The sequence below is a fragment of the Desulfovibrio legallii genome (genome assembly GCF_900102485.1).
Taxonomy (GTDB): Bacteria; Desulfobacterota; Desulfovibrionia; order Desulfovibrionales; family Desulfovibrionaceae; genus Desulfovibrio; species Desulfovibrio legallii_A.
This window is the reverse complement of sequence record NZ_FNBX01000006.1, coordinates 1-25,014: the sequence shown is the minus strand read 5'-3', so window position 1 is coordinate 25,014 and position 25,014 is coordinate 1. Positions and strand designations below refer to the sequence as shown.

Sequence of the window (25,014 nt, the reverse complement as noted above, 5' to 3'; positions counted from 1 at the left end):
GGCTTCCGGCTTTGCCGTCGCGCCGAAGCCCTGCGTCGGTCCCCCCGCGTCGGCCGCGCTCTGACGGAGGCCCCATGTTTACCCTGCTGGCGGAATCCCACAACAACGTCACAGTGCTGCGCCTGACCGGCGACATGCTCCTGCCGGATGTGCCCGATCTGAACCGCCAGCTGGAGGCCTATATCCTTGCGCCGGGCATCCGCCAGGTGGTGCTGGATCTGAGCCAGGTGGAGAAGGTAGACGCCTCCGGCCTGGGCGTGCTGGTGAGCGCCAGCACCAAGGGCCGCAGCCAGGGCCGCAGGCTGGTTCTGCTGACGCCCGCGCCCCCCGTGGAAGAGCTCCTGCGCCGCTCAGAAATAGAGGGCTTTTTCCCCACCTTCTACAGCGAAGAGGAACTGAAGGGTTACATCCCCGACACAGCGGAATAGCCGCGCGGCGGCTGTTCCGGAGATCCTTTCAAAGCTGCGGCGCACACGGCGTCGCCAGGGCGAAAGGCTCCAGCGGAAGGTGCACGGTGCCATACTATCTGCAGCATTACTTCAATCCCGATTTCAACCACCTCAATCTCAAGCCGGGGGGGTCCGGCGGCGCGTCCGACGTCTACAGCCTGGGCTATGTGCAAAACGTCATCAACGGACAGGTGCTGGCCCGGTTTATCCCTCTGGGGGCGGCCGGGGCGCGCCCGGACCAGCGCTTCATTCTGGACGCCCCCACCTTCCCCGCCGGCCCCAATACCCGGGTGGACCCGGAGCACCCCGAATACCTGCTTGCCGCGGCCAACGGCTACGTTTTTTATCTCCACGGCCGCATTACGGTCAAAAAGCTGCTCAACGTGCGCCAGGACATCAGCTTTCAGACCGGCAACATCTTTTTTGTGGGCGATATGGCCGTGCACGGTTCCGTGCGGGCGGGTTTTTCTGTCCAGGGCAACAACGTGCGCGTCATGGGCATGGTGGAAGGCGGCGTGGTGCGCGCCCGGCGCAACCTGCTTATCGAAGGCGGCGTGCGCGGCGGCGCGGGCAGCCACAGCAAGCTGGACGCCGGCGGCAAACTGCTGACCCCCTTTATGGAACGGGTGGAAGCCCGCGCCCGCGAGAGCATCGTGGTGGACAAATACTGCCTCTATTGCACCATCTACGCCGGCAGCAACCTGGTGGTGCGCCAGCAGGTTTACGGTGGGGTGATCAACGCCTACGGCAGCGTCTATGTGGGGCGGCAGCTGGGCAACAAGGCCGCCGTGCCCACCCAGGTCTTCCTGGGCTACGATCCCGTCAGCATCCGCCAGCTGGAAAAACTGGATAAAATCCTCAAAGACCTTTCCCAGGCCGTGACGCACCTTAATGCCGTGGCCGGGCATCTGCCGCCGGAAACCAATGAAATCACCCGCAAGCTCCGGGCCCGCCGCCGTCAGTACGCCGACCTGCTCAAAAAGCGCGAACAGCTCTGGAGCCGCCTGACGCAAGACGAGCAGGCCATGGAAGGCTGCCGTCTGCTGGTCCCCGGCAAGGTCTACCCAGGGGTGGAAATCTCCATCGGCCGCACCTTTATGGCGGTGGAGCGCGCCCGCGAAGCCGTACTCTTCCGTCTGAAGGACGATGAGATCGTGGTGGAAAACCTGCCCGCCGCGTTGCGGGGCGGACATTCATGAGCCAGGCCCCTGGGCCGCGCTTCCGCGCCCTGACGGCGGCCACGGCCGCCGGGCCCGCCGATGTGGAAGCCCGCCTGCCCGACGGCCGCCTGCTGCGCATGCTGGGCCCGGGCGGCCCGGAACGCGAAATCGCCGCCGTGCGCGCGGCGCTGCGCCGACTTTCCGACGCCGCGCCCCTTTCTCCTCCCGTGGCCGCAGTGGCCTCTGCCCCGGCGGGGGCCCCGCAGGCCTTCCTGCCCGTGCTTCTGGGCTGCGGCCTGGGGCACGCCCTGCGCCGCCTGCTGGACGAAATTGAAGGCCCCGTGGCCGTGGTGGACAAAGAGACGGAGCTGCAGAAGCTCTGCGGCGCGTGCAGCGCCCTGCGCCCGCACGAGCGGGCGCGCGTCTTTCTAGTTGACGCACCGGAAGCAAAAAGCGCCCTGACCGCGCTGACCCGCTGGCAGATCAGCCACGGCGGTCGCCCTTTGCTGCCCATAGCCCTGCCCTTCTATCAGCGGCTGGACGCAACCTATTACGGTTTTCTGCGCCGGGAGCTTGAAGCCAGCCGCCGCTTCGATTTCTGGAGCCGCGCCGTGGCCCCGCGCTTTGCCGAGGCCAAACCCCGCGTTTTGCTGCTCACCAGCCGTTACTTCCTCATGGGCGAAGTGGAGGCCGCCTGCCGCCAACTGGGCCTGGAACACCGCCTGCTGGCCGTGGGCGACGGCGATGTGGCCCAGGAAGACTTTGTGCGTCGCCTGCTCCAGGCCGTGGTGGAATTTCGCCCCGATTGCTGCCTGACCCTCAACCACATGGGGGTGGACGTGGAGGGCGTGCTCATGGACCTGCTGGCCCGGCTGCAACTGCCGCTGGCCTCCTGGTTTGTGGACAACCCCCACCTTATCATCCACCTCTACACGCGCTGCGTCAGCCCCTGGACAACCCTCTTCACCTGGGACAGCGACAATATCCCCAGCCTGCGCGCCGCGGGCTTTACGCACGTCTTTTATCTGCCCCTGGGCACGGATCCGGAGCGCTTCTGCCCCGGCAAGGAGCGCAATGCCCCGGCGGTCTGGCGGGCGGCGGTCTCCTTTGTGGGCAATTCCATGCTCTACAAGGTGGGCGGCAGGCTCAAAAACGGGCGCTTCCCCCGCGCCCTGCTGCTGCCTTTCAAAGCCGTGGCCCAGGCCTTTACGGAAAGCGAGCTGCGCTCGGTGCCTGCCCTGCTGGAGCGGGATTTTCCCGAGGTCCACGCCCACTACCTGGCCCTGCCGGACAACGAGGCCAGACTGGCTTACGAAACGGCCGTCACCTGGCAGGCCACCCGCCTGTACCGCAACGGCTGCGTGCGCCGCCTGCTGCCCTTCCGCCCGCTCATCGTGGGCGACGCAGGCTGGAAAACGGAATTCCGCCGCGAGCCCGCGCAGCCTCGCTACCTGGACGCCCTGAACTACTACCAGGAGCTGCCCGCGTTTTACGGCTGCTCAGACCTCAACTTCAACTGCACCAGCAAGCAGATGAAAGGGGCTGTAAACCAGCGCATTTTTGATATCCCCGCCGCCGGCGGCTTTGTGCTGACCGACTGGCGGCCGCAGATGGAACAGCTCTTTGCCCCGGACGAAATGGCCGTCTACCGGGATCCGGAAGAAATTGCGGACCTGACCCGCCACTTTCTCGCCCATCCGGCGCAACGCCGCGCCTATGCGGCGGCCGGGCGGCGGCGGGTGCTGGCCTGCCACACCTGGCGGCACAGGCTCCAGACCCTGCTCGACCAGATGCGCGCAGTTTACGGCATCCCCGGCATGCGGGGCTCTGCCGCGGCGCGCGCCGACGGAATGTGACGTGAGCGCGGATCCCGTTCTTGTTTTTCAGCTCCACCGCATGGGGGATCTGCTGCTCACCTTCCCCCTGCTGCTGCGGCTGCGGCGTCTCTACCCAGGGCATCCGCTCTGGGTTGTGGCGGAACCGCAGTTTTTTAAGCCTCTTATGGCAGTAGCGCCGGAGGCGGTCTTTTTCCCGCCCGCCCACTGCACGGTTCTGGCGCGCGGGCGCTACGCGGCCGCCTTCAACCTCTGCAGCGCGCCCGCGGCGGCCCGCTGCATGGCGGCCCTGCGGGCCGAACGCAAAATCGGCCCCGTGTCCGACAAAAAGGGGCTGCATGTGCGCGGCTTCTGGCAGCTGTACCGGACAGCCCTGACCCAGAACAACCATAACAATCCCTTCCATTGGGCAGACCTGCACCTGCTGGATCTGGCCCCCTACCCGGACCTGCGCAACGTGCCCTGCGCGGCCCTGCGGCGCGGCGGCGCGCGGCGCGTGGGCCTGGTGCTGGGCGCAAGCACCCCGGCCAAGCGTCCCGATGCGGACTTCTGGGCGCGGCTGGCGCGGCGGCTGGCAGCGGCAGGCGCGCCCCCGCTGCTGCTGGGCGGGCCGGCTGAAGCCGAGCTGGGGGCGGCCGTGGCCCGCAAGGCGGGCCTACCCCGAACCGCCGACGCCTGCGGCAGACTGAGCCTGGACCAGCTGGCGGCCCTGATGCGCACCCTGGACCTCTGCATCACCCCGGATACAGGGCCCATGCACCTGGCGGACTACCTGGGCGTGCCCGTGCTCAACCTCTCCATGGGCCCGGTGCACGCGCGGGAAACAGGCCCCCGCGCGCCGGGGCAGTGGGTGCTGCGCGCGGCCATGAGCTGCGTGGGCTGTTGGCAGTGCCGCCGGGGCCGCCTGTACTGCAAGGCGGCCTTCAGCCCCGCCGTTGTGGCGCAAACGGCGCTGGCCCTGCTGGAGCCCCCCTGCGCCGCCGCGCCCGCGCCCCTGCCCCCCCTCTCCGGTCTGAGCCTCTGGCGCACGGGGCGCGACGCCCTGGGCCTGCACAGCCTTGCCCGCCTGGGGCCGCCTGCGGCATCCTGCAGGCCCGTGCTGGAAGACTTCTGGCAGGCAGTCTTCCTGCACCTTTATCAGCCGGACCTGGCTCCCCTGCTGGAAACCCGCCTGGCAACGCTGGGCGCGCGCTTTCCCGCGCTGCAGGCCCGCCTGGCCGCTGCCGTCGCCGCCGTCTGCGGCCGGTGCGCGGCAGCCCTGAAAAATCCCGTCCGCAGCCTGCCCCCAGGGTTCTGGAGCGCCCAGCCGCCTCTGGCGCGCCTGGGCAACGGTTTTCTGCAGATGTACCTGCAAAATGCCGACTACAGCCGCCGGGCCTGGAACGCGGCCCTGGAGCGCCTGGCCGACCTGGCCCACCGCCTGGGCTAGAAAACCAGGCGGCCGCCGCGGCAAGACTTGCCCTGTCCTGGCCTGGACAATTTACTATCAACCTAAAATAAAAAGATAAAAATTTTTGGAACACTCCTTGAATTGTCCTGGGGCGCAAGGAGTGGACCATGCAGATTCTTCCCACCGCCGCCGACGCCGCCACCGCCACCGAGGCCCTCTGGACCGCCCAGAACACGGCCCGGAGTGAAAGCGGCTTCGCCGATTACCTCTCGGCCATGCACACGGCCATAGACAGCGCCGCCAGCGACGAAAACGTCTCCGCGGACGCGGCGCTGGCCCAGGAGACTGCCGCCAGCGCCACAGCTGCGACAACGCAGGTGCAGAGCCCCTATACCCGCACCACTTCCAACGGCGTCACCTATACGCTGGAAGAAGTCTGCTTCACCAAGCAAGAGTTGCAAAGCCTGCGCCAGCAGCTGGCCAAGGCGGGCGTCCCGGCCGAAGGGCTGGAACGCCTGGATTCACTGGCCGAGCAGCCTGACGGCGCAAGCCTGGCCATGGTGCTGGCCAGCCTGAAAACCGGCGCAACCACGCCGCAGCTGGGCGACGACGAAAAATCCGCCATTACCTCCCTGCTGAAAAAGCTCGACCCCACAGGCGTTCTGGATGAGAGCGCCCAGGCCCTTATGCTGCAGGGTAAAGGCACGGAAGCCCTGGCCCTGATCCAGGATTTTATCGGCAAAATGGACCAGACCACGGCCCTGCAGGTAACACAGGAAGAGGTTCTGGCCCTGGGCAAGGGGCTGGGCCTTTCTTCCACTGCCCTGCAAAGCCTGGGGAATCAGTTCGGCGGAGCCACGGCCCTGTTGTCCACCCCCACGCAACTTGCCAACCTGCTGGCCCCGGCCACGGACTACTTTACCGCCGCCAAGTCCGCGCAAAAAACCCTGGACGCGGCCCTCAAGGATACCCTGCAGCCCATGCTGGCCAAAGCTCGCGCCCGCACGGAAAAAGAAAAGCAGGCCCACGCCCTGCAGAACAAGAAGGCCCAGCAGAGCAAGACCGTCATTGACGATACCGTGCAGCAGAAGAGCCGGGACGTCCTGAGCCGGACACTGGCGGGAACGGACGCAGACAGCACGGCCACGCGCCAGAATGCGGCGACGGCCCAGACTGCCGCCCAGCCGCTTACCCAAAACGCCCGGCAAGCGGACGCCGTGCCCCAGAGTGCCGACAACGCCGCCTTGCGGAACCACGCGGCGCAAGCGCAGGGCGCTGCCAGCCAAAAAGGGCAGGAAGCGGCCACGGGCGAAGATGGTCATGCCGCCTCAGACAAAAAGTCGAACAAGGAAAGCGCCTGGGACGACCTGCTTGAGACTGTCGCCGTCAAAACCGCCCCCACCGCCACCACGGCCCGTGCCGACGCTGCCGCCCAGGCGGCCCTTTATGCTGCCCAGAATACGGCGGGCGAGCCTGTGAGCACCGCGTCCGCCAACGCGCAGCCGCAACTGGCGCGCCAGGTGGCGGGGCAGGTGGAGCGGGGGCTGCTCTCCTCCCTCCAGAACGGAGGCACCCGCCTGGACCTGCAGCTGCACCCGCAGGAGCTGGGGGCCATTACCCTGAGCCTTACCGTGCGCAACGGCGAGGTCACGGCGCTCATCCGCCCGGAAAAAAGCGAAACCGCCGATATGGTCAACCGCCAGGTGGAGCACATCCGTCTGAACCTGGAACAACAGGGCCTCAAGGTGGACAAGGTGGAAGTGCAGCTGGATTCGAGCCAGCAGGACGCCGCTTCCTGGCAGGACCTGGAGCAGCACAATTCCTGGCAGGAAGAAGATGCCCGCCGGGAAGAACTTGCCCGCCTGAAAAATCTGGCAACATTTCGAAATAACGACGAAAACAGCGAAGCAGCGGCATTGGAACAGCCTGTGCATTCTCTAAGCCGGACGGCAGTATATGCCGCCGGGGCCCTTAATGTGGTGGCCTGAACAGCCGGGAGAAAGCCATGTCCAGCATTACGCAATCCATCACCCAGACCAACAACGAGTTCAGCCAGGCCCTGAGCAGCCAGACCAGCAGCTCCAGCCTGGACAAGGATTCGTTCATGCTGCTGCTGGTCACCCAGTTCAAGTATCAGGATCCGCTCAACCCCATGGAGGATAAGGAGTTCATCTCCCAGATGGCCCAGTTCTCCAGTCTTGAGCAGCTCATGAACCTCAACGACAGCATGGAAGACCTGACCACCGCCACCAACAACCAGCAGATGATCAACGCCACGTCCTACATCGGCAAAAACGTCACGGTGTCGGGCAACGCCATCGGCAAGGTGACGGACAGCACCAGCGGCACCACTACTATCACCCGCTTCCGCTACGCGCCGGCGGACACAGTGGCCAGCGGCACCATCACCGTGCGCGACGGCGACAACAACGCCGTCTATACGGAAACTCTGGGGGCGCTCAGCTCCGGCAGCACTTACGAATTCAACTGGAACGGCAAGACCAGCTCCGGCGCTACGGCGGCCGACGGCGTGTACACGGTGAGCCTCTCCCTGCTCAATTCCTCGGGCGAGGCAGTGCTCTCCGATCAGGTGGTGGACGCCACAGTCACCGGCGTGGTTACAGACAGCGGCACCGTATACCTGGGCCTGGAGGGCGGCCAGCTCATGGCCCTTTCCGACGTGCGCCAGGTCATGCTGCCCAATACCACCAGCACGACGGAGAGCAGCACGGACACCGCATCCAGCAGCAGTTAACCAGAGAGGAACGTCCGGCCTGAAGGCCGCGCCCGCGGCGCGCCCGGCCGACAGACATATCCCCCTATCCCCAAGCAGACACGGAGGAAATTATGGGTCTTTCAGCCAGCATGTGGGCCAGCGTTTCAGGCTTGCTTTCCCACGGGCAAAAAATGAACGTGGTGGGCAACAACATCGCCAACGTGAGCACCATCGGCTTCAAAAGCCAGCGCATGGACTTCAACGACTACCTGTACCGCAGCACCGGCACGGCCAGCGGCACTTCGCAGATCGGCGCGGGTTCCAGCGTTTACGCCATCCTGGGCGACTATTCCGCAGGCTCTTTTGAAACCACCAATTCGGTGACGGATATTGCCATCGACGGCAACGGCTTTTTCCAGGTGCGCAAGCCCAACAGCAAGGAAAAGTACTACACCCGCGCGGGCGACTTCTATTTCAACGACGACCGCGAGCTGCAGAATCCTGAAGGCTACCTGCTGCAGGGCTGGAAGGTGAACAATGATACCAAGCTCACCTTCAACAGCGGCTCCACCAACCTGGGCACGTCCCAAGCCAGCGAATCCGCTTATGTAGGTTCCGGCACGCCCACAGATATTGTGCTGGACAGCTGGAACATTCTGCCGCAGCAGACCACCAACGTCACCTTTACCATGGGCCTGACCAACGACGGCACGGGCGACAGCACCACCAGCAACACCAGCCCCATGACGGCCCTTTTCGACCTCTGGAACGGCGCCAACGAGCCGCCCCTGGCGGACACGGCCTACGCCACCCAGTCCAGCATCGATGTCTACGACGAAGGCGGCGGCACCCATACCCTCACCGTATATTACGATCAGGTGGACACCAGCAAAACGGATTCCGACGGCAATCTCATCTATACCATGGAGGGTTTGCCCTCAGGCTACACCATGTACGAATACCTGGTGACCATCCCGCCCTCCGAAGATATGCGCAGCTACGGCGGCGAGGACTACGACCCCAGCACCAACACCTGGGGCACGGATCCCACCAAATTCTACAATGACTCCGTGGAAGGCACTAATAAACAAGCCGGCGTGCTCATGAGCGGCGTCATGATCTTCAACGCCAGCGGCCAGCTGGTCAACCAGACGGCCTACAGCTACGGCGCTACGGAAACACCCGACGCCAACGATCAGGTGGCCGTGGATCCTTCGCTCAAAACTTCCTGGCAGCCCACCAAGACTTCCAGCAACGGTCTGCCCGTGTTCACGGCCAACTTTTCCGGCCAGCCCCTGGCCAACAGCGTGAGCGAAACCATGAGCACCAGCGCCACCGCCACGCCCGTAAGCCAGGCGCAGAACTACATCATTGAGCTGGACTTCGGCCTTAAGGACATGGGCAACCCCGCCTGGACCACCACGGGCTCGCTGGATTCCCTTGCTGTTGACACGACAGACCCCACCAATCCCGTTATTAACTACTCCGACGTGCCCGTTATGGCCGCCGTGGAGCGGCAGGATTACGCCAGCGCGGCCAACACCACTTCCTATACCGTGCAGTCCAGCAGCCAGGACGGCTATGCCTCCGGCACCCTGAGCAACGTGGATATTGACGAATCCGGCGTAATCTACGGCATCTATTCCAACGGCAAGACCATCCCGCTCTACCAGATAGCCCTCTACGACTTCCAGTGCACCCAGGGCCTCTACCGGGAGGGCGGCAACCTCTTTTCCGCCACCCAGGATTCGGGCGAACCCCGCGTGGGCGTGCCCGGCGACAACGGCTTCGGAACCACCAACGCCTACAATATTGAGCAGTCCAACGTGGACATGACCACCGAATTTGTGCAGATGATCGCCACCCAGCGCGGCTTCCAGGCCAACTCCAAGGGCATCACCACTGTGGACACCATGCTGGAAACCGTCATCGGCATGAAGCGGTAAGCATAACAAGGCCGAAAGGCCGGGGGCCGGGGCTCTGCCCCGCCCCCACGGCGTTGGGGATAGCGCCGCGTCTTTTGGCTCCGTGTCGCGCCGGTTCCGGATCGCTCCGGAACCGGCGTTTTTTTTTGCGCTCGCCGGGGAAGGCGCCTGCCCACACGCTGCCCCTTGCGGTTCTGGCCCGCAGGGAACCGCACAGGGCAGACAAGGGCGCTCTTTGCCGCCGCGCCGGGTGGACATTGCCGCCCGGCAGCCGCCGCAACCGGCGTCAAAAATGCCCGCGCCGCACGGGGAAAATTTTTCCCCGCAGCCAACCTGTCAGAACAATATGCTAAAATTATTGAGTAAAAATTTTTGGCACATGGATTGCATTTTGGTGAGCAGCATAACCCACCAGGAGGTGTCCCATGTCTTTGGTCATTAACCACAATATGATGGCCGCCAACACGGCCAGGAATCTGAATACCCACTACTCAGCTCTGAGCAAGTCCACCCAGCGCCTTTCCACGGGCCTGCGGGTCAACTCCGCGGCGGACGACGCCGCGGGCCTGGCCATCCGCGAGCTGCAGCGGGCTGACATCGCCACCCTGCAGCAGGGCGCACGCAACGCCAACGACGCCATTTCCATGATCCAGACCGCCGACGGCGCGCTGGGCGTCATTGACGAAAAGCTGACCCGCATGAAGGAACTGGCGGAACAGGCGGCCACCGGCACCTACGATTCCACCCAGCGGCTGATGATCGACTCCGAGTACCAGGCCATGGCCTCGGAAATCACCCGTATCGCCAACGCCACGGACTTCAACGGCATCCACCTGCTCGACGGCACCCTCTCCGACGACACCCACGACGGTTCGGGCCTCACCGCCACGGGCAAGATGAAGATCCACTTCGGTACGGGCAACGATTCCGCCGAGGACTACTACTACATCAAAATCGGCAACAGCACGGCCTCGGCCCTGGGCGTGGGCAACAGCGCCGACACCAGCGCCATGGCCTACACGGTGTCCACCCAGCAGGCCGCCCAGAGCGCCCTGGTGGGCATCACCAACGCCATCGTCTCCAAGGATAATATCCGCGCGCACCTGGGCGCCATCCAGAACCGGCTGGAGAACACCATTACCAACCTGAACACCCAGGCGGAAAATCTGCAGTCGGCCGAATCGCGCATTTCGGACGTGGACGTGGCCACGGAAATGACGGAATTTGTGCGCAACCAGATCCTGAGCCAGTCGGCCGTGGCCATGCTCTCTCAGGCCAATTCTCTGCCCCAGATGGCCATGCAGCTCATCGGCGGTTAGTCCGTCGCGGAGGCAAGCGGCTGAGGCAGACCAAAGACGGGAGGCCCGGGGGTTCACGCCCCCGGGTCGGTCCAAAAGCCCGTCGTGGGGCGCCGCACCGTTGCGGGCGCGCCTTTTGCAGCGCATTCCGGCGCGTTATGGGCACACGCAACGCCCCCTTGCAGCCGCAAGGCCAAAAAACGTCCGGCCGCGCGTACGGCCCGCCGCTCAGTCCTCTTTTTTCGCCTGCAAAGCCGCAAGCGCCTGGCGCGCCGCGGTCTGTTCCGCTTTCTTGCAGCTCGTGCCCGTAGCCCGAAACTCCCGCCCGTCCGGCAGGCGCAAGCCCACTTCAAAAATTTTGGCGTGTTCCGGCCCGTTGCTTCCCAGGCGCGTATACAGCGGCGCCGCGCCGAAGCGCTGCTGCGCGGCCTCCTGCAGGCGCGTCTTGTAGTCCTTGATCACTGTGGCCTGCGGCGCTTCCGGCCAGCAGGGGGCGAACAACGCCGCCACCGCGGCCATGGCCGCCGCCTCGCCGCCATCTTCATAAACGGCGGCCAGCACGGCCTCCAGGGCGTCGCTCAGCACGGCGTCGCGTTCGCGCCCGCCCTGGCTCTCCTCGCCTCTGCCCAGCTTGATGCGCTTGTCCAGCCCCAGGGCCCGCGCCCGCTCGGCCAGGCTTGCAGTGCTCACCAGCCGGGCCCGCAGGCGGGTCAGCTGCCCTTCGCGCGCGTCGGGAAACCGTCGGTACAGCTCCCACGAAACGCACAACTCCAGCACCGCATCGCCGAGAAATTCCTGCCGCTCGTTGTGTTCCGGCCCCGCGCCGTATTCGTTGGCCCAGGAGCTGTGGGTTAGGGCCCTGTCCAGCAGCTCCGGCCGGGCAAAAACGTGCCCCAGGATCGCGCCGGGCACAGAGGCGGGAACAACGTCCGTATGTGTCTTGTTCATGCCCGTACTGTAGCCATTTCACGCCGCTTGGCAACAGAAAATGCCTTGACATGCGCCGCGCCAGCGCCTACCTATGGCCCATTAACCTGTAGGAGAATCGCATGGCTTACGACATCCGCCTGATGAAACTGGTGACCGGCGAGCTGGTCATCGGCAAATACGACACCGCCAAAGACAGCCTTACCGATGTGGCGGCCATCCAGAGCATCCCCACCCAGCAGGGCGTGCAGATGATGATGCTGCCCTACGGCTACCCCTTTGAGGCGGACTTTACCGGCGTGCTCGAAGGCAAAAATTTCCTCTACCGGTACGCCAATACCCCCAAGGAGCTGCAGGACAAATACATCGAAGCCTGCACCAACCTCACTGTGGCCGGGGGCCTGGGCAAACTGCAGTTCGGTTCCGAGCCCTTTGCCGCCGGCGGCGGCGCGGGCAGCGGCCTCATTAAGTAGCCCCCGCGCAGGGGCACGGCGGGGCGCGCCCCGCACGGCCTTTTTGCGCGTCCTGCTTTGTCCGTTCCGCGCGTTTCCCGCGCTTTAGCGGGTACGCCGCGCGGACGCGGGGGAGGCGGCCTTTTTCGCAAGGCCCCTCCCCCGCAAAAATTTTCTCCTGTTCCGGGCGGCCCTGCGCCGCTCTTTTTGTCCCCAAAACCAAGGAACAACATGCGCGAGCTGCTGCCCCTGCTGCCACGCCCCAGCCGCTACGCGGGCATTGAAGACAACGTCTGCCGCAAGGATCCCGCCCGCGTCCGCCTGCGCGTGGCCCTGGCCTTTCCTGATACATACGAAGTGGGCATGTCCTACCTGGGCCAGAAAATCCTTTACGGCGTGGTCAACGCCCGCCCCCAGTGGTGGGCCGAGCGGGTCATGGCGCCGGACCGGGAGGCGGCAGCGGTATTACGCGCGCACAACGCGCCCCTGGCCACCCTGGAATCGGATACGCCCCTCATCCGCACCCACGCCCTGTGCTTTTCCATCACCCACGAGCTGTGCTACACCAACGTGCTCTACATGCTGGACCTGGCCGGCATTCCCTTACGCAGCGCAGACCGCCCGGAAAGCCTGGAGGCCTGCCCGCTTGTCGTAGCCGGCGGCGGGGCCCTGCTCAGCGCCGAACCCCTGACGCCCTTTATCGACCTCATGGTCCTGGGCGACGGCGAAGAAAGCCTGCCCGACGTGCTGGATCTGCTGGAGACGGCCCGCGCCAAGGGCTGGACCCGGCAAGAGCTGCTCCGCGCGGCCCCGCGCATCCCCGGCGTGTATGCGCCCTCCCTGTTCGCGCCCGCCTCGGACGCGCCCGGCGCGCCGTTGCGCCCTTTGCTGCCGAGCTGCCCGCGCCCGGCCCGGCGCATCGTGGCGGACCTCAATCAGGCCGCCTACCCCGTGCGCCAGGTGGTGCCCGTAGGGGCCGTGCACAACCGCCTTTCGCTGGAAATCGCCCGGGGCTGCACGCGCGGCTGCCGCTTCTGCCACGCGGGCGTGGTCTACCGCCCCGTGCGCGAGCGCTCCCCGGAAAATATCCACAGCCTGCTGCGGCGCTGTCTGGACGAGACCGGCTTTGACGAAATTTCCTTCCTCTCCCTGAGCACCGGGGACTACTCCGCCCTGAAAACCTTGAGCCTGAGCGTACTGGACCGCTGCGCCGAAGAGCAGATCAGCCTCTCCCTGCCCTCCCTGCGGGTGGGGTCCATTGACGATGCCATCATGGAACGCATGGCCGAACTGCGCCGCACAGGCTGCACCCTGGCCCCGGAGGCAGGCAGCCAGCGCCTGCGCGACGTCATCAATAAGGGCGTGAGTGAAGAAGGTCTGCTCCTCCATGTCCAGAAACTGCTGGAACACGGCTGGCGGCAGGTCAAGCTCTACTTCATGATCGGCCTGCCCACGGAAACGGACGCGGACCTTCTGGCCATCGCAGAGCTTTGCCGCAAAGTGCGCGACGCCGCCGGCCCCGGCGGCCCCCGCCTGCAGGTGACGGCCGCGCTCTCCCCCTTCGTGCCCAAGCCCTTCACCCCCTTCCAGTGGGTGGAACAAATTGGGCAGGAGGAGATCAAACGCCGGGTAAACCTGGTGCGCAACGCCTTTCGCGGCCTGAAGTGCCTGAAGCTGCGCTGGCACGAACCGGCCATGAGCCACCTGGAGGGCATCCTCTCCCGCGCGGACCGACGCATGGCCGACGTGGTGGAGCTGGCCTACCGCAAGGGGGCCGTCTTCTGCAGCTGGGCCGAGGGTTTTGACCTGACCCCCTGGCTGGAAGCCCTGGAGGAATGCGGCCTCAAGGCCGAAGACTATACGGGCCCGCGCGAGCCCGGCGCGCCCCTGCCCTGGAGCCATCTGGAGGCGGGCGTTGCCGAAGATTTTCTGCTGCGCGAATACCGCCGCGCCCTGGAAGGCAAAATCACCGAAGACTGCCGCTACGGGGCCTGCCGGCAGTGCGGGGCCTGCGACACCAAGGCCGGGCCCTCCCGCCTGCCCCATACGCCCACGGCGGGGGGGGCGGCAGCGTCGGCAGGCGCAATGCCCCGCAGCGCGGCCATCGGGCAGAGCGCGCCCCTCCCCGCCGCTGCCTCGGAACACGGCGCGCCCGCCGATGCGCCCCCTGTGCCCGCAACAGAAGCCCCCGCTACGGGAAAGACGGCCCCGGAAGACGCCGCCCGGCACCGCAACCGGTTGGTCTTTCCCCAGCGCGACCAGGCTGCCCACCAGCCCCGGCGCGACGCGGAAGGCCGCATCGTCTGCCGGGTACGGAACAACCGCCCCCCCGGCGTGGCCCCCGAGCTGACCGTTAAGGCGGCCCAGTACCGCGTCTGGCACTCCAGAACCGGCGGCAGCGCCTGGCTGAGCCAGCTGGAACTGCAGGCCGTGCTGGACCGCGCTCTCAGGCGGGCCCGCCTGCCCCTGGCGTTTTCCCAGGGCTTCCACCCCATGCCGCTGGTCTCTTTTGGCCGGGCGCTGCCCGTGGGCGTGGAAAGCAGTGCGGAATGGTTTGCCCTGACCCTGCACCAGAATCTGCCGCCCGAGGCCGTGGCCGCCCGTCTGGCCCCGCATTTGCCCCAGGGCATGGACGTGGCCGCCGTGGAACGCACCACCAAGCAGGAACGCACGGCACAGGCCGTGGCCGAAGTTTTTGTCTGCCGTCTGCCCACAGCCGAGGAAAACCGCGAGGCCGTCCGCTGTTTTGCGGCTTTTACCGCCCTCACGGCCTGCCCCCGCAGCCGCGAAACCAAGAAGGGACCACGCACCACGGACCTCCGCCCCCTGCTGGCCAGCTGGAGCGCCGCGAAAGACGGCCAGGCCGTGACATTTACGGCCGACTGGGGTACTGCATACCTGTCGCCTTTGAAACTGTGCCTGGCCATTCTGGAGCCCGTGGGCGCGGAAACCGCCCTGCGGCCCCGGCTGCAGCTGCGCAAGACGGCCCAACTCTTTGCCGACGGGCAGTCCCGTCCGTGAGGCGTTTATGTCCGCTACGCCGACCTGGTTCTTTTTTGGAGATTCGCTGACCCTGGGCGTGAACGACGACCAGATGCCCGGCGGCTGGGTCAGTCGTCTGGCCGTGCTGGGCAGCGAGGCCGGGCTGTACGCCATCCCCCGCGCCACTTTTTACAATCTGGGCGCGCGCAGGCAAGGCACGGCGGATGTGGCCCGACGCTGGCGGGCGGAGCTGGAGGCCAGGCGCATTCCCGGCATGGAGCCGCGCCTGGTGTTCTGCGTGGGGGTGGTGGATATGGCCGCGCCCGGCGGCGGCACGCCGCGCGCCTGCGCGGAAGCCCTGGCGGACCTGCGGCCCATGCTGGCGGCAGCCATGGCCCTGGCCCCCACACTGGCGGTCAGTCCGCCGCCGGTGGCCGATGCGGCGGCGCGCCAACGCCTGGCCGCGCTGGGCCTCGGTCAGCAAAAAATCTGCGCCGACCTGGGCCTGCCCTTTGCGAACATTTACCCCGCCCTGGCAGCCGACGCGACCTATCTGCAAGATTTGAGCGACGGCCTGCACCCCGGCCCCCGGGGCTGCGCGCTCATGGCGCAAACCCTGCTGGCGCAGGACTGCGTGCGCCGCTTTTTCAGCCTATCAGGAGCATGACCATGGGATCCTGTATGCCCTTTCCCGACGAAAAACCCTTTGCCGAGCGCGTCAAAAATCTGGCTGAAGACGAGCTGCTGGAAATCTGGGAAGAAACCCAGCAGATCGAGTGCATGATCAGCGCGGAGCTGCACACGGATGTCGCCATCGCCCCAGACTATGAGCGCCTGATCGTAGAAGAGCTGCGCCTGCGCTCCACCCGTCGCGCCAAGGGCGAGCGCGCCTGCCGCTGACCGCCGCTGCGGCAAGGCTCTGCCGGGGGGGGGGGAGAAAGCCGCTGCGCAGCCCTTTTGGCTCAGACGGCAATCCCCCGGCGGCTGTCAGGCCGCTTCCGCGCCTGCGGCAGGCGTCTGCCCGATGCGCCGCGGAAGCGGGCGTCAGCGCATTGCAACCTTGAGAATATGCATTCTCAAAGATTTTGCTATCCGCACTTCGGCGCTTAACAGCGCAAATAAATTGCGCTTACGCCTCCACAGCGGGCGTCTGCTCACGCAGCCGCCAGGGCATTTCAAAGTCGGAATGCTCTAGCCCTGCGTAAAGCCGGGGCGCGGCGTCAGGGCCATAATCATGGAAGAAAGGCCGCCGTCCACCAGCACGCTTTCGCCGTTAAGATACCCCGCCCGCGGGCTGGCCAGGAACACGACCACATTGGCCACGTCCTCCGGCAGGCCGATGCGACGGCTGGCGGTCATGTTCACCCGGCCGCGCTCTACGGCCGGATCGGCGTAAAAGGCCTCCGTCATCGGCGTTTTGATCATGCCGGGGCAGACAGCGTTGCAGCGCACGCCTTCGGGGCCCAGCTCCTGCGCCAGTTGTCTGGTCAGCATGATGACGGCGCTTTTGGCTGCGCTGTAGGCCCCGCTCCAGGGTTGCGGAAAATGCCCGGAGATGGAGGCGATGTTGACAATGGCGCCGCGTTTGCGGGCCGCCATTTCCCGCCCGAAAACCTGACTGCACCACAAAAGGCCGTTCAGGTCCACATTCATGACCTTGTTCCACTGTTCCGGGGTCACGTCCAGCAGGTGGGCGGGGCTGAGAATGCCCGCGTTGTTCACCAGCACATCGCAGGGCCCCAGGGTGTCCTTCACGGTCTGCGCCACAGCGTGCAGCTGCTCCGGCCGGGTAATGTCCGCCCCCAGCCCCAGCGTGGCAACCTGGCTGCGCGCCGCCAGGTTTTGCGCCGCCTGTTTCGCGCCCTGCTCGTTCATGTCCAGCACGGCTACCTTGGCTCCTGCAGCGGCCAAACCTTCCGCAATGCCGTAGCCGATGCCGCCGGCGGCTCCGGTCACGACGCAGACGGCGTCTTTCAAGCCCAACCAGTCCATAGGAACCTCCTTTTTTTCAAAAATACCCCTTCGGCAAGCGGGCGTCCAGCGCGCTGCAAAAGCATAATGCCCTTGCGAACATACGTTCGCAAGGGCAAGAAAGCCGCTCACTCCGGCGCGCAACAGCGCAGCAAAGTGCGCAGGGAAGTCCGAAGTGAGCGGCTTGCCAGGCTTGGGGAAGGCGCCTGCGCAAGGGCAACACGGGCTAGATGCCGCCCAGCATTTCCATGTCTTCGTTGGAAAGCAGCTTGTCCAGATCCAGCATGATGAGCAGGCGATCCTGCAACTTTCCCACGCCGCTGATGTAGTCCGAATCCACCCCGGCCACCACCGGCGGCGGCGGCTCCACCGTGCTTGCCGGTATGCGCAGCACCTCCGACACGGCGTCCACCACAAATCCCACAATGATGTTGTTAATTTCGATCACGATGATGCGCGTATTCTTGTCGTGCGCCTTGGGTGCAAGGCCGAAACGCCGCCGCAGATCAATGATCGGAATCACCTTGCCGCGCAGGTTAATGACGCCTTCCACAAATTCCGGAGCCCGGGGCACCTTGGTGATCTCCATAGTGCGGATGATTTCCTGCACTTTCAGGATATTCACCCCGAACTCTTCTTCGCCGATGCTGAAGGTCACCAGCTGCAGAAGCTCGTCTTCCTGTTTTTTCTGGCTCAAATCCATATCCGCTCCCTTGTCAGAACGCCAAGCCACGTTGCAGACGTGCCGTCGCGGCGGGTTCGCCGCCGTGCAGGTCCTGTGGCACACACTGGTTTGTATCGGCCCGGACGTAAAAAACCATAGGCCTCAAATCCATAAAAAAATACGCCCTGCCCCAACGGCCCGCCCCCGCGCCGAAGCCGCCGCGCCGCGGCGCGTTAACCGCCGCCGAAAGCTCGCTTCAAGGCCGATTCCAGCGTCCGCGCGCCATACACGTCGCGCAGCACCAGCGGGCGCGAAGCGCCTTCTCCGGAGGGAAACAGCGCGGTGAGCGGGATGCTCTTGCTGCCCAGGGCTTCCAGCAGGCGCACGGCATAGGCGTCGGCCCGGGTCAGATCCACGCGCACCAGTTCAAGCCCATAGCGGGCCTGCAGGCCGCGCATGCGTTCGTCAGTAAGTACCGTGGCTTCCATGAATTTGCAATTGGGGCACCAATCCGCCGTAAATTCCAGAAGCAGCGGCTTCTGCCCCAGCGCGGCGTTGAACACCTCCGGGCTGAAGTTTCGCCACTGGGGCAGCGGGGCCACGGGGCGCAGCACCAGCACCACGGCCGTCGCCAACAAAACCCCGCCCAACGCGCCCACCAGCCGCCGCCGCAGGGGCGGCGCCTCCATGCCGCAAAACTGCCCCCACAACCAGGCGCAGAGCGCCACCAGCAGGAGCATGCTCAAGACCTGCATGTGCCGCTCCACCGGCAGGATGGACAGCAGATAGAGAGCCGTGCCCAGCAGCAGAAAGCCCACCATGCGCTCAAAAACCCGCATCCAGGCCCCCGGCTTGGGCAGAATGCGGGCCAGATTCGGCCAGATGCTGAACAGTACATACGGCAGGGCCATGCCCAGCCCCACGGACCAGAAAACCACCACAACCACCATGAGCGGCTGGGTAAAGGCCCAGCCCAGCACGCCGCCCAGCAAGGGGCCGCTGCAGGGCGTGGCCAGAAAGGTGGAGACCAGCCCGCTGGCATAGGCCTGGAGGCAGGGATTTTTGGCCTGCGCCCCGGCCTTGAGGTCGATGACCGGCAAGGTAAAGACCCCCAGCATGGAAAGCCCCATGAGAAATACCAGCAGCAGCATGACCATGAGCACGGTCTGATTCTGGTAGAGCTGCCCCCACATGAGATCCGCCAGCCCCAGCACCAGGGCCAGCGCGCTGAACAGGGTCAGCACCCCGGCCGCAAAGCAGATGTTGTGCTGCCGAAAACGGCGCAGCCCCTCCTTCCCGCCGCCGCCCATGAGCAGCAGCCCGCTCACCTTGAAGGTCAGCACGGGCAGCACGCAGGGCATAATGTTGAGCAACAGCCCCGCCAGCAGGCCGAAGAGCAGGGCCTTGCCCAGGCCTGAAATTTCCAGGCTGGCGTCCAGGTAGCGCGGCGTAAGGCTCAGATCAAAACCCTCAGGCGGCGGCAGGGCCGCCTCTGCGGCCGCGCCGCTCTCGCCGCCAACGCCAGGCCCTGAAACCGCGTCGCCCTCGTGCGCCGCTTCGCCGGGCGCGCCCTGCGGCTCCGGCGGTTGGGCGCTGATTTGCCGCCACGCGCCGGCCCAGGGTTGGGCTTCCAGGAGGGGCGGATCCGCAGGCAGCGCGCCCTGCAGGGTTTCGTCCACAGGCAGGCACTGACGCGGGGAGCACAGCAGCATGCTCAGGCTGCCCGAATAGGGCTTGCCCGCCGCCTCCACCGGCAGCCGCGCAAAAAGGAAGGTCTCTCCTTCATAAACGGAAACCGTGACCGAGGGGTCGTAATAATCGCGCTGCACAGCGCCAGCAGGATACCAGACCGGCGCGGCGGGCCCACCTTCGGGTTCCAGCGCCAGCACCGTGGGCCGCCCGGCGTCGCCCGGCTCATGGCTGTAGGCGTGGAAGCCCTCTGGAATGCTCAGGCGCAGGGCCAGCACCAGATTGCTGCCGTCGCGGGCCGCCTCCAGATGATGCCGCAAAGCGGCGGCGCGGGCCGCACCCGGCCAGCAGAGAACGCAGAGCGCCACCACGGCCGCGGCCAGCCAGCACGCGGCCCATACCCTTCCATGCCCCGCAAAGGGGACCGCCGTGCGGGCCGTGAAACCCGGCCCGCACGGCCGCACAGCAGACCGTTGCAACAAATTTTTTTTCCTTTTCGCTTGACAGAGACAGCCCATGCGAGTAAATCCCTTTTCACGTTGCACGGGTCATTAGCTCAATTGGTAGAGCAGCTGACTCTTAATCAGTTGGTTCGGGGTTCGAGTCCCTGATGGCCCACCAAAGAAATCAAGCCCTTACGGTTAAACACTGTGAGGGCTTTTTCTGTTGGCTACCACCAGAACGATCGGGTTCCAGTCTTCCGGGTTTGCCCTCCCCTCGCGGCCACCAGGAAGCGCAAACGTCCTCCCTGATCGGGCACCCCGCACCATAGCCGTTGCCTCGCGCCATGTCCATTACAGAGATGGGTTCACTTCTTCGGACCAGTCAGCGGCAAAATTGCGGCAAAATTGCGGCAAAATTAAGGTGGACAGTTCCGTGGTCTACGCTGCCGTTCTGGGGCAAGCCAGAGGGGGGTACCTCTGACCTGCCCTGTTTGATATATCTCCATCGGCTTTCTGCCGTCAAAGGCCTTGTGCGGGCGCCGCTTGTTGTAAAACTCAAACCATCAGGACAATATCCGGCGAAGCTCCCCCCTGTCCCGATCTCCTGCAAATACACGCATTCGTACTTCAGCGAACGCCAAAGACGTTCGATCATCACATTGGCTACCCAGCGGCCTGACCATCCGTTGAAATGCGTACTCCGGCCTCTCTGAGCGCTCGTGTAACCTCATAGCTCGTAAACTGCGTCTTGGTCAGCGTTGCATATCTCCGGCACGCCGTAGCGGTCCATTGCCTCCTCCAGGGTGGCTACTCAGAAATCCGCATCATGGCGTTTGACAAAACGCCAGGCGAGTACTGCCCGGCTGTGCCAATCCATAATCACCACTGACCTTACCCCCCGGTCCAGTTTTCCGAAACCACCTCTGCGGCGGCATGCCCTGTTTGTCGGCACCAGATGCAAGCCAGTTTATTCTTCCAGCTTCCCCTGAAATACGCTGGTTACAAGGTCAGAGAAGGCGTCGGGGTCTGTTACGGAGGAAAGCCGCACAGTAACGCAGTTTTCGCCCAGTTCCGCACTGCCTGTGTAGCCCCTGGCGGAGGCGAACGAGGTCATGCCGCCCCCGGTCATGATGTTGATGCCGCCCAGGCTCCTGGCTATACTGACGGCAAAATCATCATACGCCTTCATGTTTTCGTCCGACACCTTGTTGCTGTCAAAAGCGTATATGCGCACTGCCAGCCACTGTTTGCCGCCATCACGGCTGAATACGGTCCACAAGCCTTGTTCAGACTTTGACCATCCTTCCGGCAGTGCGCCTTTGGCTTCAACAGCCATAAAGGGAGGCTCCGCACCGCCGAGGTCTTGAAGGGCGGGTAACGGCGCTCCAATGGTTTCCGGGTCAGGCGGCACGGGCACAGCAAGGGCTCCGGCAGGAAGCCGCCCTTTCGCAAGCCAGCCCATAACTTCCGGGCGGGCCAGCGCTTCAAAAGCCTTGGCAAGAGCCCTTGGGTTCTGCCCGCCTTGCTCGGCGTGCAGGCTTTTGAGCTGCGCCTCAAGGTTGCTGCAAGCCTTGGCAACATCAATAAACACAAAAACGTCCCCAGGCACAATGCCCCAACTTCTGGATTGCTCACTGGCGAAAATCATTCCCAGATTTTTGTCCACAGCTTTCATTGCAGCAACATTCGTTGTCCGGGCCTGCTCTGCCATAAGAAAAGCCAGATCGCCGTTGAACAGTGGCACTTCCAGCACGGAAAAAGTGCATTGCTCCCTGGCATCGCTGAACATGACCAGCCTGCCTTCTTCCGCAACCTTCCAACCCTTGGGCACGTCGGCGCTGAAAGAATAAAAACTCTGCTTTTCTGCACAGGCAAAAGAAGTATGCGACACCGCCAGACAAAAAAATACAAAAGCCGCCAGCCAGGGCTTTAGACGAACATCACAATATTTTTTCACTTTTTACTCCATAACAGTCTTTAATTAAAACATTTCAAAGTTGCAATGCCCTGAAAAATCGTGTTCCACAGTAAGCTGGCCGACTTGGACATGAAGTACCTGGAGTTGGTTTTCCTCCTGGCCTCTTCGGCCTTGATTTCACCGGCAAAGATGCCCGCTGCCGACTCCTTGAGCTGCTTCACCCACTTATGGATCAGCGTCTGATGGACGCCGAACCCGGCGCTGCGTTTGGCAACGGTTTTCTCGCCGGAAAGGGCGTTCAAAGCCACCCTGGCCTTGAACGCCGGGGCATGCTTTTTCTCTTGGACATAGGCGCTCTCCTTTGTTGAATGAGTAGCTGTCATACCGTCCCAATTGGGGGGAGCACTTCTTTATGGCATGTTCCATGCTTGAATGAAGAAGAATGTACTCGCAAAACAATCAACTACAACGGAGCGAAGCATGAGACTGTTGCTATGCGGATTTTTAGCTCTTTGCCTCTGCCTCGGCGCTTCTGTGGCTCTGGCTCAGGGCGACCCTGGCGACCAGCAGAGCGGCCTTGATTTCTTTACCATGGGCATGAGCCCGGCAGATGCCAAAAAAATGGGCGCAAAACCTACTGGCAAAAATGAAATGCTTGCCCAGTTCAAATGGGAAGATGCCCGGTGGAATACGCTGCTCACCTTCAAGGATAACGAGGTGGTCACTGTGGCCATGACCACAAAAGACCTCACAATTCCCCTTGTTGCTGCGTTTTTGAAAGAAATGGACGAAAGATTGTACGCGCCTTTCGTCATCGTTCGCAGTGACGGCTCCAAGTCTTCCGAAATGTTTCTGGCCAAGGAGGCTGCCGCGGGCAAGGACAAAAGCGCGCTTGACGACATAACAACTGACGAACTGGACACATATGCCGGGCAGGATGCGGGCAGCATACAGATCATGTTTTGCGGTCAGGACAACTTTGAAACAATGACCAGCGAATACAAAAAGACCAAGGATGCCGACGCGGCAATGGCCACAGCGTCTGACGAAATCATTTACACAATGCAGATAAACAAGAAAGATGACATGTTGGTGATTGTGTACGCCACACTGAAAACATTGGGCGACCTGTAATCCCCTGACGCGCTGCACAGGCGGGGTGGGATTGAAAACAGAAAGCCGCCCCACCTCGCCGTGCCGGCAATCCCCCCGGCAAAGCCGGGGGTTTAATTATCCTGCTGCCGGAAATTCTATTACAACTTCACGCTTCTTGATTTTATTTTCGTCTTCAGATTTCCAGTCAGCGACGTTTTCAACCCAGGTTTCAGTGATGATGGCTCCGCCGCCGTCATCCGTTATTCTTTCAAAAGAATAATCATGCGTATCATCAGAGGCTTTAAGAATAGTATTTCCAGAGGACAGCGAATCATAAAACCCAATAGAAAAAGTATAGCCAAAATTTTTTCCTGCAATGAAATCACGATTCTCAGCAACATCTACAAGCGTGTACACAAAACGATGCACATCAACCCATCTGGGATCCATGCCGCGCAGGGTGGCAAATGACATTTCTGATTTTCCAGTATCAAGATCAAGCAATGTAAAATTCCGCTCTGCCCACCTGGGGTTCCCAGTATCCAGTAATACTTTTTTCCCATCAGGGCTTGGCAATATGCTTGAGCAATAGAATTCATCCTTCAGCAATAGTGATGCCACAGATTTTTTATCTTTCGAAAAGAAAATAATCTTCAAGTTTCCTTCATCTGCGTCCTGCTTTATAACGGCCCAGTAAGCTATAGAAGTTTCAGGGGATACCAGTGTAGAATCAAGTTCATAAATTTCTATTTCTGGCTGCGTAACGCCCTCCTGAACCAGATACATGCCATCCTTAATTGAATATTTGGCCGCATCGTCTGTTGCTGCCTGTAGCTTCTGAAAACCAGACATAATGAAAACCATTCCGACAGTAAAAAACAATGCTATTTTTTTCATTTGTTCACCATATAGCTTATGCATTATCAACAATAAGATATTAAAGAAAGTTTTTGTGAGCTAGAGCCCGCCACCACCTCCGCCGCCACTGCCGCTTCCAGAACCGCCGCCGCCTCCATCGCCGAAAGCACTGGTGGACGAAGATGAGCTTGCCTGTTGCGCGGCAGAAGCCACAGCAGCACTGGCCAACCCTTGAGCAAACAGGTTCCATCCAGCGCTAGTAGAAACAAGCTCTTCATCAATGCCGCAGTCTCTCAGAAGCCCTGCGGCAATCTGGCTGGCAAAGCGGTTGCACCATGTTTTTTCAAGTCCCAATACAAGAGCGTAGGGCAGAAGCCGTTTGAAAACCTCTGGGGTATCCTGGGGACAGTTGTCTTCTTTATTAAATATTTCAAGGCGATCTTTTTCCGCCGTGCGCATGTACAGGGCCAAGCCTTCTATTTCGTCGAGCGCCTGGCGGCATGGTCTGGAAGGCGCTTTCATAATCAGGCTAAAAACATAGGCCAATATCAGCATTATGGTCGGGAGTATCCAGTCCGGGGCGTCAAAAAAATCCTCTGAATACGCAACGGCCACCAGTGACAGGGGGAAAATCACACCTGCGGCACAGGCAAACCAGCTGCCTGTCAACCGGAGCATAATTTGCGGCAATGCTGCCAGGGCGCAGAAGAGTTCGCAGGCAATAAAAAGCATGAGCCAGGATGGCAGGTCAGGGTACTCCGTAAAGAAAGAACTGGCGTCCCTGCTGGCAAAGCTGATGGACAGGGCCAGAGGCAGCACAACAAACCAGCCCAGCATGACAACAAGACTGTTCTGTGACCATGCACGCCCGTAATTACTCCGCAGGTTAGATGCGGCGGAGGTGAAGATATCGCGCAGGGTAATCCTCCCAAAAAGAAGTAGCGTTTATGGGTAGAATTTCCGATACTGACCCGAACGGAGATTTTACATGAAAGCGTCCAGATTTTCCGACAGCCAGATTTTGGGAATTTTGAGGCAGGCCGAGAATGGGATCCCCGTGACCGAGCTTTGCCGCGAACACGGCATAAGCAGCGCCACGTTTTATAAATGGCGGGCAAAATATGGCGGCATGGATGTTTCGCTCATGGCTCGGATGAAAGAGCTGGAGAAGGAAAATGCCCGCCTGAAAAAGATGTATGCCGAAACGCAACTCAAATATGAAGTTATCCAGGAAGCCCTCAC

Annotated in this window: 22 protein-coding genes and 1 tRNA gene; 15 read left to right on the top strand and 8 right to left on the bottom strand. The window is 62.9% G+C overall.

Translation table 11 applies throughout. From position 1 onward, the window contains the following. Window positions 1-74: 74 nt before the first annotated feature. The 8 genes from BLS55_RS05035 (at window position 75) to BLS55_RS05000 (ending at window position 10,794) form a co-directional block, all read left to right on the top strand. Window positions 75-428, top strand: coding sequence for an STAS domain-containing protein (locus BLS55_RS05035; protein ID WP_092153276.1), 354 nt, complete (start codon window positions 75-77; stop codon window positions 426-428). A gap of 86 nt (window positions 429-514) precedes the next feature. Then, the gene (locus BLS55_RS05030) at window positions 515-1,648 is read left to right on the top strand and encodes a FapA family protein (protein WP_092153275.1); all 1,134 of its coding nucleotides are present in this window, start codon (window positions 515-517) and stop codon (window positions 1,646-1,648) included. Further along, window positions 1,645-3,465 (top strand): CgeB family protein, encoded by a 1,821-nt coding sequence (locus BLS55_RS05025; protein ID WP_092153274.1) that lies wholly within the window; start codon window positions 1,645-1,647, stop codon window positions 3,463-3,465. The genes BLS55_RS05030 and BLS55_RS05025 overlap by 4 nt, the downstream gene beginning before the upstream one ends. 1 nt (window position 3,466) lies before the next feature. Next, window positions 3,467-4,873 (top strand): glycosyltransferase family 9 protein, encoded by a 1,407-nt coding sequence (locus BLS55_RS05020; RefSeq protein ID WP_092153273.1) that lies wholly within the window; start codon window positions 3,467-3,469, stop codon window positions 4,871-4,873. Between the two features lie 128 nt (window positions 4,874-5,001). Further along, complete coding sequence (locus BLS55_RS05015) at window positions 5,002-6,822, top strand: flagellar hook-length control protein FliK (protein WP_092153272.1); 1,821 nt, start codon at window positions 5,002-5,004, stop codon at window positions 6,820-6,822. 17 nt (window positions 6,823-6,839) lie between these two features. Further along, complete coding sequence (locus BLS55_RS05010) at window positions 6,840-7,589, top strand: flagellar hook assembly protein FlgD (RefSeq protein ID WP_092153271.1); 750 nt, start codon at window positions 6,840-6,842, stop codon at window positions 7,587-7,589. Window positions 7,590-7,681: 92 nt separating this feature from the next. After that, window positions 7,682-9,496 carry a flagellar hook protein FlgE gene (locus BLS55_RS05005; RefSeq protein ID WP_092153270.1) on the top strand — a complete coding sequence of 605 codons (1,815 nt, stop codon included), beginning with the start codon at window positions 7,682-7,684 and terminating at the stop codon, window positions 9,494-9,496. Window positions 9,497-9,900: 404 nt separating this feature from the next. After that, a complete protein-coding gene (locus tag BLS55_RS05000) occupies window positions 9,901-10,794 on the top strand; it encodes a flagellin N-terminal helical domain-containing protein (protein ID WP_092153269.1) in 894 nt (297 codons plus the stop codon). 207 nt (window positions 10,795-11,001) lie between these two features. On the opposite strand, the gene rnc is transcribed toward BLS55_RS05000, so the two are convergent. Continuing rightward, a complete protein-coding gene (gene rnc / locus BLS55_RS04995; RefSeq protein WP_092153268.1) occupies window positions 11,002-11,721 on the bottom strand; it encodes a ribonuclease III in 720 nt (239 codons plus the stop codon). Window positions 11,722-11,822: 101 nt separating this feature from the next. Here rnc and BLS55_RS04990 point away from each other — a divergent pair, with 101 nt between their 5' ends. The 4 genes from BLS55_RS04990 (at window position 11,823) to BLS55_RS04975 (ending at window position 16,034) form a co-directional block, all read left to right on the top strand. Further along, on the top strand, window positions 11,823-12,173 hold the full coding sequence (locus BLS55_RS04990; protein WP_092153267.1) for a hypothetical protein: 351 nt from the start codon (window positions 11,823-11,825) through the stop codon (window positions 12,171-12,173). Between the two features lie 210 nt (window positions 12,174-12,383). Further along, window positions 12,384-15,173 (top strand): TIGR03960 family B12-binding radical SAM protein, encoded by a 2,790-nt coding sequence (locus BLS55_RS04985; RefSeq protein ID WP_092153266.1) that lies wholly within the window; start codon window positions 12,384-12,386, stop codon window positions 15,171-15,173. 7 nt (window positions 15,174-15,180) lie between these two features. After that, the gene (locus BLS55_RS04980; RefSeq protein WP_092153265.1) at window positions 15,181-15,801 is read left to right on the top strand and encodes a GDSL-type esterase/lipase family protein; all 621 of its coding nucleotides are present in this window, start codon (window positions 15,181-15,183) and stop codon (window positions 15,799-15,801) included. A gap of 2 nt (window positions 15,802-15,803) precedes the next feature. After that, window positions 15,804-16,034 (top strand): hypothetical protein, encoded by a 231-nt coding sequence (locus BLS55_RS04975; protein WP_092153264.1) that lies wholly within the window; start codon window positions 15,804-15,806, stop codon window positions 16,032-16,034. A 291-nt stretch (window positions 16,035-16,325) separates the two neighbouring features. Here BLS55_RS04975 and BLS55_RS04970 read toward each other — a convergent pair whose 3' ends face one another. The 3 genes from BLS55_RS04970 to BLS55_RS04960 form a co-directional block, all read right to left on the bottom strand. Next, a complete protein-coding gene (locus BLS55_RS04970; protein ID WP_092153263.1) occupies window positions 16,326-17,126 on the bottom strand; it encodes an SDR family NAD(P)-dependent oxidoreductase in 801 nt (266 codons plus the stop codon). Window positions 17,127-17,331: 205 nt separating this feature from the next. Further along, complete coding sequence (locus BLS55_RS04965) at window positions 17,332-17,808, bottom strand: chemotaxis protein CheW (protein WP_092153262.1); 477 nt, start codon at window positions 17,806-17,808, stop codon at window positions 17,332-17,334. 194 nt (window positions 17,809-18,002) lie between these two features. Next, window positions 18,003-19,940: a protein-disulfide reductase DsbD family protein gene (locus BLS55_RS04960; protein WP_257243135.1), complete on the bottom strand. Its 1,938-nt coding sequence runs from the start codon at window positions 19,938-19,940 to the stop codon at window positions 18,003-18,005. A gap of 63 nt (window positions 19,941-20,003) precedes the next feature. On the opposite strand from BLS55_RS04960, the gene BLS55_RS04955 reads away from it, so the two are divergent. Next, window positions 20,004-20,079: transfer RNA gene (locus BLS55_RS04955), tRNA-Lys, on the top strand. 789 nt (window positions 20,080-20,868) lie between these two features. Here the strand turns inward: BLS55_RS04955 and BLS55_RS04950 are convergent. After that, a complete protein-coding gene (locus BLS55_RS04950) occupies window positions 20,869-21,858 on the bottom strand; it encodes a hypothetical protein (protein WP_092153260.1) in 990 nt (329 codons plus the stop codon). A 20-nt stretch (window positions 21,859-21,878) separates the two neighbouring features. Then, window positions 21,879-22,202, bottom strand: a complete 324-nt coding sequence (locus BLS55_RS04945) for a hypothetical protein (protein ID WP_092153259.1) — start codon at window positions 22,200-22,202, stop codon at window positions 21,879-21,881. 97 nt (window positions 22,203-22,299) lie between these two features. Here BLS55_RS04945 and BLS55_RS04940 point away from each other — a divergent pair, with 97 nt between their 5' ends. Beyond that, window positions 22,300-22,953 carry a hypothetical protein gene (locus BLS55_RS04940; RefSeq protein WP_143339522.1) on the top strand — a complete coding sequence of 218 codons (654 nt, stop codon included), beginning with the start codon at window positions 22,300-22,302 and terminating at the stop codon, window positions 22,951-22,953. Window positions 22,954-23,049: 96 nt separating this feature from the next. Here BLS55_RS04940 and BLS55_RS11865 read toward each other — a convergent pair whose 3' ends face one another. Both BLS55_RS11865 and BLS55_RS04930 read right to left on the bottom strand, forming a co-directional pair. Continuing rightward, window positions 23,050-23,811, bottom strand: coding sequence for a hypothetical protein (locus BLS55_RS11865; RefSeq protein WP_143339521.1), 762 nt, complete (start codon window positions 23,809-23,811; stop codon window positions 23,050-23,052). A 60-nt stretch (window positions 23,812-23,871) separates the two neighbouring features. Continuing rightward, complete coding sequence (locus BLS55_RS04930; protein WP_092153256.1) at window positions 23,872-24,609, bottom strand: DUF2207 family protein; 738 nt, start codon at window positions 24,607-24,609, stop codon at window positions 23,872-23,874. A gap of 151 nt (window positions 24,610-24,760) precedes the next feature. Here BLS55_RS04930 and BLS55_RS04925 point away from each other — a divergent pair. After that, window positions 24,761-25,014: transposase (locus BLS55_RS04925; RefSeq protein WP_143339520.1), on the top strand; the 254-nt coding region annotated here is incomplete at its 3' end.